At 60.8% G+C, this 13,181-nt stretch carries 14 protein-coding genes; 12 read left to right on the top strand and 2 right to left on the bottom strand.

The window, feature by feature from the left end; translation table 11 throughout:
- The first annotated feature begins 9 nt into the window (after nucleotides 1-9).
- Both VGI36_07575 and VGI36_07570 read left to right on the top strand, forming a co-directional pair.
- Nucleotides 10-414: a VOC family protein gene (locus VGI36_07575; GenBank protein ID HEY2484993.1), complete on the top strand. Its 405-nt coding sequence runs from the start codon at nucleotides 10-12 to the stop codon at nucleotides 412-414.
- A gap of 17 nt (nucleotides 415-431) precedes the next feature.
- The gene (locus VGI36_07570) at nucleotides 432-1,490 is read left to right on the top strand and encodes a questin oxidase family protein (protein HEY2484992.1); all 1,059 of its coding nucleotides are present in this window, start codon (nucleotides 432-434) and stop codon (nucleotides 1,488-1,490) included.
- Between the two features lie 150 nt (nucleotides 1,491-1,640).
- Here VGI36_07570 and VGI36_07565 read toward each other — a convergent pair whose 3' ends face one another.
- Entirely contained in the window at nucleotides 1,641-2,321 is a 681-nt protein-coding gene (locus tag VGI36_07565; GenBank protein ID HEY2484991.1) for a methyltransferase domain-containing protein, read from the bottom strand.
- Between the two features lie 426 nt (nucleotides 2,322-2,747).
- Between VGI36_07565 and VGI36_07560 the strand changes: the two genes are divergently transcribed.
- The 10 genes from VGI36_07560 (at nucleotide 2,748) to VGI36_07515 (ending at nucleotide 11,899) form a co-directional block, all read left to right on the top strand.
- Nucleotides 2,748-3,845: an amidohydrolase family protein gene (locus VGI36_07560; protein ID HEY2484990.1), complete on the top strand. Its 1,098-nt coding sequence runs from the start codon at nucleotides 2,748-2,750 to the stop codon at nucleotides 3,843-3,845.
- A 200-nt stretch (nucleotides 3,846-4,045) separates the two neighbouring features.
- A complete protein-coding gene (locus VGI36_07555; GenBank protein ID HEY2484989.1) occupies nucleotides 4,046-4,678 on the top strand; it encodes an RNA polymerase sigma factor in 633 nt (210 codons plus the stop codon).
- Complete coding sequence (locus tag VGI36_07550; GenBank protein HEY2484988.1) at nucleotides 4,675-5,115, top strand: 2Fe-2S iron-sulfur cluster-binding protein; 441 nt, start codon at nucleotides 4,675-4,677, stop codon at nucleotides 5,113-5,115. Before VGI36_07555 ends, VGI36_07550 begins: the two co-directional genes overlap by 4 nt.
- A 13-nt stretch (nucleotides 5,116-5,128) precedes the next feature.
- The gene (locus tag VGI36_07545) at nucleotides 5,129-5,374 is read left to right on the top strand and encodes a hypothetical protein (protein ID HEY2484987.1); all 246 of its coding nucleotides are present in this window, start codon (nucleotides 5,129-5,131) and stop codon (nucleotides 5,372-5,374) included.
- Nucleotides 5,371-5,805: a hypothetical protein gene (locus VGI36_07540; protein HEY2484986.1), complete on the top strand. Its 435-nt coding sequence runs from the start codon at nucleotides 5,371-5,373 to the stop codon at nucleotides 5,803-5,805. Before VGI36_07545 ends, VGI36_07540 begins: the two co-directional genes overlap by 4 nt.
- 12 nt (nucleotides 5,806-5,817) lie before the next feature.
- Entirely contained in the window at nucleotides 5,818-6,057 is a 240-nt protein-coding gene (locus tag VGI36_07535; protein HEY2484985.1) for a hypothetical protein, read from the top strand.
- A complete protein-coding gene (locus VGI36_07530) occupies nucleotides 6,058-6,408 on the top strand; it encodes a hypothetical protein (GenBank protein ID HEY2484984.1) in 351 nt (116 codons plus the stop codon).
- Nucleotides 6,409-6,674: 266 nt separating this feature from the next.
- Entirely contained in the window at nucleotides 6,675-7,817 is a 1,143-nt protein-coding gene (locus VGI36_07525; protein HEY2484983.1) for an efflux RND transporter periplasmic adaptor subunit, read from the top strand.
- Nucleotides 7,814-10,969 (top strand): efflux RND transporter permease subunit, encoded by a 3,156-nt coding sequence (locus tag VGI36_07520; GenBank protein HEY2484982.1) that lies wholly within the window; start codon nucleotides 7,814-7,816, stop codon nucleotides 10,967-10,969. Before VGI36_07525 ends, VGI36_07520 begins: the two co-directional genes overlap by 4 nt.
- 204 nt (nucleotides 10,970-11,173) lie before the next feature.
- Entirely contained in the window at nucleotides 11,174-11,899 is a 726-nt protein-coding gene (locus VGI36_07515) for an alpha/beta hydrolase (GenBank protein HEY2484981.1), read from the top strand.
- Between the two features lie 148 nt (nucleotides 11,900-12,047).
- Here VGI36_07515 and VGI36_07510 read toward each other — a convergent pair whose 3' ends face one another.
- The gene (locus VGI36_07510; protein ID HEY2484980.1) at nucleotides 12,048-13,163 is read right to left on the bottom strand and encodes an amidohydrolase family protein; all 1,116 of its coding nucleotides are present in this window, start codon (nucleotides 13,161-13,163) and stop codon (nucleotides 12,048-12,050) included.
- Between the last annotated feature and the right edge of the window lie 18 nt (nucleotides 13,164-13,181).

The following is a 13,181-nucleotide window of genomic DNA, read 5'->3' as shown; positions in this document are numbered from 1 at the left end:
AGGTGATTTATGAGCATCGTATTGGATCACACGATCGTTCCCGCTCACGACAAAGTTGCTTCGGCAAAATTTTTCGCCAACCTCTTCGGACTGAACTACGACGGACCCATCGGACCGTTTGCTCCGGTGCGGGTCAACGAAACGTTGACCATGGACTTCGACGATCGCTGGAAGGGTTTTGGGGTCCATCACTATGCCTTTCGCGTCAGCGATGCAGAGTTCGACGCGATTTTTGGGCGGGTCAAGGAGGCGGGACTCGTTTACGGCAGCCAGCCCTGGTCGCTGACCGACATGAAAGTGGATGATCTGGGACACGGCCGTAAGGTGTATTTCCGCGACCTGGCCAACCATCTGCTCGAGATCCGCACCATTTCCTCTGCGGAAGAACTCAACCAGCGAAGCATCACTGGTTAGCGCCTAGGAGGAAGTTGATGGCTCCGGTCGACTACTCGGCGCTCGATGAGGCGCTGGAAATCCTGGAACCTTACGGGCCCGAGTACCGCGGCGGGCTTACCAATCACGGCCCGATGGCGGTGGAAGCGTTGTGCGCACTCGGCCGTGCGGATGCGGTGATCCCGTGGGTTGATAAATATCGCAAGGGCCTCGAGCCGCGATCCCTTCCCACCGGACGAATTGGCGCGCAAGCCTGGCGCGATCTGCTCGGGCGCGAGTCTTTAGTGGCGGACTGGATGGCGTTTTTCCAAAACGAAATGCGAGACCAGCCGTGGCGGGAGGTCCTGACAACCTGGGTTCCGCGACTGGCCGGCGGCCTCATTGCGGCGGCTACCCACGGGCCGATACGGGTTGGACACGCCGCGCGCGGTCTGGCGCATGCAGATACGGCGCAGCGACGCCGCGAGTTGGCGGAGGGGCTGGGTTATTGGGCCGCCACCTTTCACGTGCTTCCGGGGCGCGCCGCCGTGCAATCGTCCAGAACCGGGGGCTTGCCGTCGAAGATGATTTCCACGCTCCAGGTCCTGCCGCTGGAGCAGCGCGGGAATTTCGCGCTGATCAGTCAGGCGCTTGCGCAGCTCGACGCGTTTACGCCCTTCGCCAACATCCTCGATCTGGTCGACAGCTCGGGCGATGGCAGCGCATTCCTGTCGGACCTGACTGCCACCTTTGCGCGCGCGTACCTGGCCAACGCCAAGAGCGTCTTAAGCACTATCGTCTTCGTCCACTCGGTCACGGGCCCGTCCGCGCTGCGGCCGATGCTTCCTTACCTGTCAGCCCAAGACGCCGCGGTTGCGCTACGTTATGGGTGGCAGGCTGCGGCCGCGCTGTTCACGGTTTATGGGCTTACGGTCGTGCCGAAAAATTGCTTCGCATCGCCGAGTTACGATCGTGAGGATTTGGTAGCGCGTGCGATCGAGTCTGGCGATGAGCATGCTATCAAGTTCACGGAAGTTTGCCTGCGCGAGTACGAGCTGAATCCGCAGCCGGAGTATCTGCTTGCTGCGCACCACGCGTCGGGCATGTTGCGGCGCTGACGATTGTGTCTCCGGCAGCCAAGCAGCGGCTGGGATGGACCTCTGGCGTGAGCGGTGCCCGCGTGGCGGGTTTAGGAATCAGACCTCCGACGCTGGGCGGAAAACGTCGAAAGAGATCACCCGAACTAGTCCGGACTGTATAAGTCGCGGCTACTTCATTCCGGAGTAGACCGCGAAGATCAGGTTCCTATATTGGAGCCCGATTTCGCGGAAACCGCAGGCGCGCAGCCATTCGAGCTGATCCGAAACCGTGGCGGCGGAGTCGAATTCCATCCGTTCCAGCGCCTGCCTCAGGTCGCGCTCGCCAACGCCGAGTTCGCGCGTGCGCCTCATCCATGATGTATGGAGCCGCGTTTCGAGCTCAGGCGTCTCGCCGAGCACGCGATCGGCGTTGACAAAAATTCCGCCGTCACGCAGGCCCGCGTAGGACTGCTCGAAGAGCATGCGTTTTTTTTCGTCGGGTAGATGATTCAGCGAAAGCGCCGACAGGATTGCATCATAGCGGCTGGTGATGCGGCCCTGGCTATAGTCGGCGACTTCAAACCGGAAGCGATCGCCACCGAGCGCGAACCGTTCGCGCGCCTGTACCAACATTTGCTCCGCCGCATCCACCATCGTGATCCGCGCCCGGGAAAAGGAAAACGCCACGAACGCCGACAACAGGCCGGTGCCCGCACCGAGATCAAGCACCTCGATGAGATCATCACGTTCAAACGGCAGCGCATCGACGGTCGCGCGATAGAGCTCGTCGAAGCACGGAATCAGCCGTCGCCGCGCGCGATCGTAGGTTTCGGCGGTGCGGTCGAACAGGCTATGAACGGGCTCGGTCATGATAAGACCCCCAAGTTTGCCATGCCGCGAGTAATGGCGCCATGCCCGCCAAAGAATGCCAAATCGGGTTCAGGGCGGAACCTTGAGGTCAGAGCTTTATTCGTGGCTTGCAGAACACGAAAAAGGAGGACGTCGCGCTATACATACAAACTGAGAAGGTGCGCGCTTGGGCGCTCTGCGGCACCGCTAGCGACCGCCCCTCATCGCAACCGGAACCTTCAGTAGTCTCCGCAGAACCGCTCGTCCCTAAGGAAGTGGCGCAACAGCTCAGGTGGAGCTGCCGAGCCCGCGCATTTTCTGGGACCGGGGGCTCTTCGCTGCAAGACCATACGTTGTAAAGCCCCGCCGCGTTTCGTTATAAAGATTAAGCAAATAGAGCGAAAATTCCCGAGGATTCCGCACGCGGAACCATACGAGGAGCAAGCAATGCAAAAGCCGATTATTTCCGCAGATTCGCACATTACCGAGCCGGCCGGCACGTACGTGGATCGTATCGACCACAAGTACAAAGACTCCGCGCCGCGCATGGTTCGCGACGAGAAAATGGGTGACGTATTCATCATCAAGGATTTCGAGCGCCCATTGATGCTCGGGCTCACAGCGGCCGCAGGTAAAAGCGCCAAGGAACTGGCGATGGGCGGCGTTAAATTCGAGGACATGCACCGGGGTGGGTGGGACCCCAAGGCACGCATCGCCGACCAGGATCGCGATGGCGTGGCCGCAGAGATTATCTACCCCACGGTCGGGATGCTGCTCTGCAATCACAAGGACTACGACTACAAGAAAGCCTGCTTTGACGCTTACAATCTCTGGATCGCTGAATATTGCGCGGACAATCCGACCCGGCTCATCGGGTGTGGCCAGACCGCGATGCGCTCGCCGCAGGAGGGAATCGAAGACCTGCGCAAGATCAAGGAGTTGGGGCTCAAAGGCGTGATGATGTCCGGCAATCCGCAGGTCGAAGATTACGACAGCCCCATCTACGATGATTTTTACCAGGCCGCGATCGATCTCGAATTGCCGCTAAGCTTCCATATTCTCACCAGCCGCGACGACAACTTCCGCTCGCGCGGACCGCGCCTGAACAACTTCCTTGCGATTATCCGTGGCTGCCAGGACATTATTGGTACGTTCGTACTCGGCGGAGTGTTCGAGCGCCATCCGAAACTCAAAGTGGTGTGCGTGGAAGCCGACGCCGGATGGGTACCTCATTACATGTATCGAATGGATCATGCCTACGACCGGCATCGCTACTGGCTGCCGGCGGGAACCCTGAGCAAGATGCCGAGCGAGTACTTTTACGAGAACGTGTACACCACCTTCCAGGACGACTGGGTCGCATTCAAAATGAAAGATATGTGCAATGTCCGCCGCCTGATGTGGGCGAACGACTTCCCGCATAGCGACTCGACCTGGCCGTGGTCGCAGGACCTGCTGAGGAAGCACACCGCGAACCTGAGCGAGCAGGAAAAGAATTATATCCTGCATGACAACGTCTCGGAGCTGTACCGGCTGGCGATCTGACACGCTGCCGATATTGAGCCATAGGGCCGAGTGAGCCATTGCTTACTCGGCCTTCGCTTTTCTGGCGAGCGGGACCTGCATCAGAATCAGCCAGCCGGCCCGGGCGCCAAATGGACCCCCAGGCTAGAATCGGCTGTCTTTAGGGTGTTTTGGGGTTTTATCCGGCTCTTTATCGGCCAGGCGACGGATCTCGGACCCTCATGGCGACTAAAGATCGAGAATCGCGACGGGAGGGCAGCAACGTCGATCTAATGGCGAATGCGCCGGCATGTGCGTGGCTGGCTGTGGATGAATCCCGGCCATCGCCGGTCGACGAAACGCTCTTACTGGCGCGTCTGCGCCGCGGTGATCGCGACGCGGCGGGCGAATTCTACGACCGCTACGCGCCACGAATCCATCGCTTCATCTCGCGAGCGCTGGGCGGGTTTTCCTCGCCCCCGGATGCCGACGATCTGCTGCAGGAAACCTTTCTCGCCCTGGCCGAAGCTCTGCCTTTCTTTCGCGGCGACGCGGCGCTGTTCACCTTCGCTTGCGCGATCGCGCATCGGAAGACCATGTCGTTCCTGCGCACCAGCGCGCGCCGCGCGCGAATTGTTTCGACGCTCGAGCCCGCGGGTTCCGCCGCAGACGATCCGTTTTCGCGCGACGCAACTTTGTACCGTGCGCTGGCCGCGCTGAAGCCGCAGTATCGCGAGTTACTGCACCTCAAATACGTGGAAGAAGCGACTACCGCCGAAATCGCGACTGTCGTGGCGGCAACCGAACACGCGGTCGAGTCGAAACTCAAGCGCGCACGGGACGCGCTTAGAAGGAAATTGCAAGAACGACCATGAACCGGCCAGCAGATGAAATGGCAATCGCCGTCCGGCTACGCAGCAGCGCGGACGTAATGGCGCAAGCACCCAGTGCCGGATTGCGCGAGCGCTTCGCGGCGCGATTGCGTGATGTGGCTTCGCGCCCGGACCTGGTGCCGATCGAATTCGATGGCAAGAAGATCGTCGCACGACGCGGAGGCACGCTGCTAGGGGCGGCATTGAAAAGCCGCACCCGGCTGATGCATCTGTGCGGGGCACGAACGTTGTGCGCGACCTGTCGTGTCAGGGTAACCGCAGGCGCCGAAAATCTGGCTCCCATGAGTCCCCTGGAGCGACTGTCGCTGCGCTATCATCTCTCCATCAGTTCACGGACGCGGCTTGCCTGCCAGGCGCGGGTTGCAGGACCGGTTGCGGTCGAATCGGTGTTCCCGCTCTGCGGGGAGCTCAGCGAGTAAAAAGAAGACGCCCATGTCCTGGCCTTTCAAAATGCGCGCCCTCAGCTTCGTTATCGGCATCGGCGTGGTCTTGAGCGAGGTTGCGGTAATCGCAATTCCGCTGGGGCTCGCCCTGTGGATTGCGGGCGTCGCCAGCGCGCTGCGGATAGCAGCGGTCGGCCTGGTGGTCGGCTTGGCGACGGCCTTGGCGATAATAGTCCCCGCGCACGTACGGCCCACCACCATCGTGCCGGCGGCGCGCAACGGAGGGTCACGATGAACAAGACCCCACGCTGGATATCCATCCTGCTTTGGCTATTCGCAGCATTCTACCTGGCCAACGGGATCGAGATGTTTTTCTTGCCCTCGACCTGGTTCTTCCGACTCGTTCCGGGAGTTCCGGAAACGGGGCCCTTCAACGCGCACCTGGTCGCCGACAGCGGGACCTTCAACCTGGGAATAGCGGCAGGGCTGGTGCTGGCGGCGCTTCATCCGCAGCGTCATGCAGTCGCGGTGCTGATCGCGGCCGTGGCCAGCACCATCCACTCGATTCTGCACATCTACTCGCACGCGGCAGGTCTCCTGTCATCTCAGCACATTACGACCGAGATAGTGGGAATCTACCTTCCCACGATCGTGCTGTGGCTCCTCGTATTCGTGCTGATGCGCCCGGCGCAGGAATCGGCGCGCGCCGCGGTGCACGCTGCGTAGGAGGTCTGCGCGATGAGGATCAGAGGCCTTGAAAAGCGCGAAGCGCACTGGACGATTCGATGGATCTACGCCGCGATGAAGCGGCAATTCGGCAAGGTGCTAACGCCATATACGGTGCTGGCGCATCGGCCCCCGGTGGCGTTTGGCTTCCTGGTCGCCAATCTCTGCCTCGAATTTTCCAAGGGCATTCCGAACCCGCTCAAACGAATCGTGTGCCTGCGCGCCGCCCAGCTCATCGGATGTCCGTTCTGAATGGATATCAACTCTGCCGGTGGCAGGGAGGCAGGATTGAGCTTCGAGAAACTGGCGGCGGTTGCTGACTACCAGTCGAGCGAGCTCTTCTCTCCGGCGGAGAAAGCCGCGTTACGTTACACGGAGGAGATCTGCCGCGGCCCGGTTGAAGTGCCCGATCAGGTGTTCGAAGAGTTGCGCCGCTATTTCGGCGAAGCCGCGATCGTCGAGTTGACCGCAACTATCGCGCTCGAGAATTTTCGTGCGCGTTTCAATCGGGCGCTGCAAGTACCTTCCGATGGGCTCTGCCAGTTGCCCGCGAACCATCCGGCGTTGAAAGCGGCCGCCGCACAACACGCAGCCTCAAACTAATCGCACGCGCCCGCCCCCTCCCCGCTCTGCGCGGGCTACGCTGCGGCTCTCGCAGCGGAGGCCAGCACAGAGATAAGCAGGGGCCTTTTCCTCGGGTCTTGCGGGCCTGATAAGATTAGCTGTCCTGAACGTTCGGTCAGGCAACGGGTGTTCGGAGAACCCTTATACGAGGACATAACTTTTCCAGTGACCTCGAGGTTATGTCTTGGGCAACTCCGGAGCGATAAGTTTCGGGTGGGGTCGGTCACTGGAAGGGCGCGACACGATTGAAGCGGCGATTGTCAGCAGGCGCGGTAATCGCATTGTGGTTGCTCGCGACTTTTTCCGCAGCCGCGTGTTCGCGTGGGTCCGGGGACCAGCCATTTGGCACGCGTGAGGCCGTTCCGGTGCTGGTCGCCACCGCGGAACAGAAAACCGTGGCGAGCCACATTCACGCGATCGGACGGGTCGAAGCCTACTCGACCGTCGAGATCAAAGCCCAAATCAACGGCGAGGTCACCGAGGTCCACTTCAAGGAAGGGCAGGACGTAAAAAAGGGCGAGTTGCTGTTTACCATCGATCCGCGGCCGTTCGAGGCAGCGCTGCTGCAAGCCAAAGCCGCCCTGGCAAAAGATCAGGCGCAACTCGCGCAGGCCGCGGCCGATGAGCGGCGCTACAGCCTTCTCCTGAAGGAAAGCGTCGGCTCGCCGCAGCAGTACGACCAGGCCCACGCGGCGGCCGAGGCGTATCGCGCGACCATCGACGCCGACAATGCGGCGGTACAAACGGCGCAACTCAACCTCGCATACACGAAGATCAGCGCGCCAATCGATGGGCGCACCGGCAATCTGCTGGTTCATCCGGGAAATCTGGTAAAAGCGAACGCCGACACCGCGATGGTCGTGATTAATCAGATCAAACCGGTATACGTTGATTTTTCGATTCCAGAGCAGCGCCTGCCCGAAGTCCGCCGCTACATGGCGGACCGGACGTTGACCGTCGACACCGCCATTCCCGGACAACAAGGCGTCATCGAACGCGGGAACTTGAGCTTCGTGGACAACACCGTGGACGCCAAGACCGGCACGATCGAACTCAAGGGGATTTTTTCCAACCTCGACAACAAGCTGTGGCCCGGGCAATTCGTCGACGCCACGCTCATCCTCGATGAGCGGCCGAACACCGTGCTGGTTCCCTCGCAGGCGATTCAGACCGGTCTCGATGGGTCGTATGTGTTCGTGGTCGGCAAGAATATGAAGGTGCAACCCCGCCCAGTCGTGGTCGGCGAGGCCTACGATGGCGAGACGGTGGTCGAACGGGGACTCAAGTCCGGGGAGACGGTGGTGACCGACGGTCAGCTGCGCCTGATTCCCGGTGCCAGCGTTACCATCAAGCGCGGCTTGGTGCAGGGCCCCGGAGTGGCGTCGTGAGTATTGCCGAGCTGTTCATACGCCGGCCGGTGATGACGACGCTGTGTTCGCTGGCGATCGTAATGTTCGGCTTTATGGCCTACCGGCTGCTGCCGGTAAGCGATTTGCCGAACGTGGACTTTCCGACCATCCAGGTGAACGCATCGCTGCCGGGCGCCAGCCCAGAGACCATGGCGTCCTCCATAGCAACGCCTCTGGAGAAGCAGTTCACGACGATCGCCGGCCTCGATTCCATGACCTCGACCAGCATCCTGGGATCGACCTCGATTACCCTGCAATTCAATCTTTCACGCAACATCGATGCAGCCGCGCAGGACGTACAATCGGCGATAACCGCGACGCTTTCCCAATTGCCTCCGGGCATGCCGAGTCCGCCAACCTTCCGCAAGGTAAATCCAGCCGACTCTCCGGTTCTTTACCTGTCGCTCAGCTCGACCATCATGCCGATTTCACAGGTCGACGAGTACGCGGAAACGTTTTTAGCCGAGCGCATCTCGATGGTCAGCGGGGTGGCGCAGGTGCAGGTATACGGTTCGCAGAAGTACGCGGTGCGCATTCAGCTCGACCCCAAAAAACTGGCGGCGCGCGGAATCGGTATCGAGGAAGTCGCGCAAGCCGTCCAGAGCGCCAACGTCAACATCCCCACCGGCACGCTCTACGGCAAGCAGAAGGCCTTCACGGTTGAGACCCATGGTCAACTGACCAGCGCGGCGGCGTACCGACCCCTGGTGGTAGCGTATCGCAACGGCGCACCGGTCCGTCTCGAGGACCTCGGACAAGTGCTCGACAGCGTCCAGAACGACAAAAGCGCCAACTGGTCGAGCGGAGAGCCGGCGGTGGTGCTGGCGGTCCAGCGCCAGCCTGGAACCAACACGGTTGAGGTCGTCGACAACGTCAAGAAGCTGCTCCCGATGTTCAACGCCCAGGTCCCGGCGGCTATGCACATCGACATCCTGGGGGACCGCTCGGAAACGATTCGCGCATCGGTAAATGACGTCCAATTCACGCTGCTGCTGACGGTGGCGCTGGTGGTCATGGTCATCTTCCTGTTCCTGCGCAACCTGTCGGCCACCATTATCCCGAGCCTGGCGCTCCCCATGTCGATTATCGGCACTTTCGCGGTGATGTGGGCGCTGAACTATTCGCTCGACAATCTTTCCCTGATGGCGATCACGCTGGCGGTCGGCTTCGTGGTCGATGACGCGATCGTGATGCTGGAAAACATCGTGCGTCACATGGAGATGGGTAAGGACGCCTACACGGCGGCGCTCGATGGCGCGCGCGAGATCGGCTTCACGATCCTGTCGATGACGGTGTCGTTGGCGGCGGTGTTTATCCCGGTTTTGTTCATGGGCGGGATTTTGGGGCGGTTGCTGCACGAATTTGCGGTCACCATCGGCGCGGCGATCCTGGTATCGGGATTCGTGTCGCTGACGCTGACCCCGATGCTGTGCTCGCGCTTTCTCAAACCGCCGAAGAGTGAGCATCACGGCCACCTCTACGCCGTCACCGAGAGGTACTTCGATGCGACGCTCGACGTTTACCAGCGCAGCCTGTCCTGGGTCATGCGGCATCGGCCCGCAACGATGGTCGTTTCGGGCATCATCTTGCTGGTGACTCTGCTGCTTTTTTACCTGATTCCGAAGGGCTTTCTGCCGAGCGAGGATAACGAGGAACTAATCATCTTCACGCAGGCTGCGCAGGGCATTTCCTTCGACTCAATGGTCAAGCATCAACTCGCGGAGGTGAGCCTGCTCAAAAATAATCCCAACATCCGGCGCTTCTTCGCCGGAGTGGGAGTTGGCGGCCCCGGCGGTTCGACCAATACCGGAATTCTGTTTCTGCATTTGAAGCCGCGCGCGGAGCGCAAACTCTCGGTCGACCAGCTGATCGCCAAGTGGCGGCCACTGGTGAACTCGGTACCGGGGCTGCGCGCCTTTTTGTCGAACCCGCCGCCAATTCAGCTGGGCGCTCAATTCACCCGGTCGATGTACCAGATGACGCTGCAAAGCCCTGACACCGCCAGTCTGTACAAGTACGCGCCGATACTCGAAGGCAAAATGCATGAGCTCAAGGACTTGCGCGGGGTGAACAGCGACCTCCAAGTCGAGAATCCGCAAGTCACGGTCGACATCGATCGTGACAAGGCGCACGTGCTAGGAGTCTCGGCACAGTCGATTGAGGACGCGCTCTACACCGCTTACGGTGCGCGCCAGATTTCCACGATCTACGCGCCCAACAACGAGTACTGGGTGATCATGGAGGTGGAGCCGCAATATCAGCTCGATCCGTCCACGCTCTCGCTACTCTACGTGCGCTCCAGCAGTGGCGACCTGGTACCGCTCGACACCGTGGTCAAGTTCACGCGGTCGCTGGGGCCCTTACAAATCAATCACTTCGGACAGCTGCCTTCGGCGACCATTTCGTTTGACGTGGCGCCCGGCGCTTCTTTGGGCAAGGCGCTGAACGAAGTGCGGCGGCTTGCCGCGAACACCCTGCCAGACACGGTCACCTCGAGCTTCCAGGGGACCGCACAGGCCTTTGAAAGTTCGATGGGCAACCTCGGGATGCTGCTGCTGATGACGATCCTGGTCATCTACCTGGTGCTCGGCATCCTTTACGAAAGCTTTATCCATCCGGTCACGATTCTGTCCGGGCTCCCCTCGGCAGGCTTCGGGGCGCTGCTGACCCTCTGGCTATTCGGAATGGAGCTGGACCTGTTCGCATTCGTCGGCGTCATCATGCTGGTGGGCCTGGTGAAAAAGAACGCGATCATGATGATCGATTTCGCTCTCGACGCCCAACGTAACGAAGGCAAGAGCCCGGCTGAAGCGATCTTCGAGGGCGCCATCATCCGCTTTCGGCCGATCATGATGACCACGGCGGCGGCATTGATGGGTACCCTGCCGATCGCGCTGGGAATCGGCGCGGGAGCAGAGTCGCGCCGTCCGCTCGGCGTAGCGGTGGTGGGCGGACTCTTTTTCTCGCAGTTCCTTACCCTCTACATCACGCCAGTCTTCTACACTTACATGGAAGTGTTCATCGAACGGTACCACGCGTGGCGGACCGGCGAGCAGTACGTGCCGAGAGCAGAGCCCGCAGCGATCAACGGCAGCGAGAGCGAGGCCGACCGCCGACGGCTCGCCTCGTAGGCGGGCCTTTTGTTTGCGTCACCGCTCAGTTCGAGGTGAGACTAAGCAGCGCGGGTCGGCACCACCGAATCACCTTTGTCACGGTTACCCACAGAGGGTCTGGCCCAACGGCGCCCCAGAAACTTGCGCTCGGCGCCAGGGTCGAGCACGCCCTTGAAGATTGGCCCGCATCGCAGCATTCTGGCCGCATCGAGGTGCTGAAGCATGCCAACATTCGAACGCAATGGAGTTTCGCTTTACTACGAAGAGTATGGCTCAGGCTTTCCGATCTTGCTGTTCGCGCCAGGCGGGATGCGGTCGAGCATCGAATTCTGGAGCAAGAGTCCATTCGATCCGACCAAAGAGCTGGCCGGGGATTTCCGGGTCATCGCGATGGATCAACGCAACGCCGGTCAGTCGCGGGCCCCATTCTCCGCTTCGGACGGGTGGCATAGCTACTCGGGTGATCATCTTGCGCTGCTCGACCATCTGAAGATTGATCGTTGCCACGTGATGGGCGGGTGTATCGGTGGTTCTTACAGCCTAGGGGCGATTCAGGCTGCGCCCAATCGAATCAGCGCGGCAGTGCTGCAGAACCCGATCGGGCTGTCGCCGAAGAATCGAGAGATGTTCTACGCCATGTTTGACGGATGGGCGGACGCGCTCAAACCGAACCATCCCGAGATTGACGCAGCGGGTCTGCGGGCGTTTCGCGATCGAATGTACGGAACCGACTTTGTCTTCAACGTTTCGCGCGACTTTGTGCGGTCGGTGAAGACGCCTTTGCTCATTCTGATGGGCAGTGACGATTATCATCCTACGCCGACCTCGGAAGAGATCGCCCTGCTGGCGCCCAACGCGACGCTGGTTCGTGAATGGAAGACTCCGGAGCTGATTCCGCAGACGGTGAAGCGGGTATGCGAGTTCTTGAAGTCGCACACCCCACGCTGAAGGCGTCCTGGTCATGTTTTAGCCTCGCCGGACGAGGCTTGGAGAGGTGCCCGGTGTGACCAACGGCGCACCCGGGACATCGGCGTCTTTGGGAAACTTCGCCGCCGAATCTTCGCGCCGCCGCCCTACGGCGCCAACGGGACCACCTTCAGCCGAGTCGGTAGAAGTTGATCGCGTTCTCGGTCAGTATTTTCGTGCGCGAGGTCTCCGGCAGCACCCCCAGCGCCTCGCGCACCTGCTTCAGCACGCCCGGAAAGGTGCAATCGAAGTGCGGATAGTCCGATCCCCATAGCACATTACCTTCCACGCCCAGCGAGACCATCGCGGCGAGGGTGCGCTCTTCGGGATCCAGGGTCAGGTAGCATTGCTCGATGAAATACTCGGTCGCTTTCTTTTTCATCCACGGCACGTAGTCGTGCATCTTCTCGTAGTGGCTGTCCATGCGATCCAGCCAATATCCGAGCCATCCGATTCCGGATTCGAGGAATGCGACCCGAAGACGCGGGAATCGCGCCAGTACCCCGCCGCAAATCACGTCCATGCAGGCGGCCTGCTGTTCAAAGGGATGACAGACCATGTGGAAAAAAAACGGATCATGGTAGCGGTCGGCTCCCATGGTCGGCATCCGGGTACCGAAGCTCGAGTGGACGGCGACCGGAACATCGAGTTCCTCGGCCTCGCGCCAGAAGGGATCGTAGGCGCGATCGTTGAGTCGACGTCCGCCGAAGGGATTGGGTCTGACGAACACCGCCTTGTAGCCGAGCTCGTGGACCACGCGACGCAGCTCGCGCACTGCTTCACCAACCTCCAGCAGCGGCATCGGGGCGACGCCGTAAAGCCGGTTCGGGTAGGCTCTGCAGAAGTCGGCCATCCAGTTGTTGTAGGCGCGGCACGCCGCAGCCTGTAGTTTTGGTTCGGTTAAATCACCGTAAAGCAGCCACATCGAAGGATAGAGAACCGCGACATCGATGCCCTCGGCGTCCATGACCTTGATGCGGGCGTGCGGATCGAAGCCGCCGGGCGGTACATCGTCCCAGGTGAGTTGGCGCGCCTGCTTCAGATCGGACAGTCCGCCGGGGATCACCGAGGCCGCAACCGGCAGGTTTGGACGGCTGCGGTTTTCACCCATGATGAACAATTCGTCCTGCCCGTCCCGGTTGCGGCGAATCTGGATCATCTGCTCCCGATAGGCAGACTCGGTGTAATCCTTCCAGAGCGCGGGCGGCTCCACGATGTGACCGTCCGAATCGATTATTCGCGGCATGACCGGGATGACCTCCCT

Source organism: Candidatus Binataceae bacterium, from assembly GCA_036495685.1.
Lineage (GTDB): Bacteria > Desulfobacterota > Binatia > Binatales > Binataceae > JAFAHS01.
Note: the sequence above shows the minus strand (reverse complement) of the source record. Positions and strands in the feature narration are given on the sequence as shown.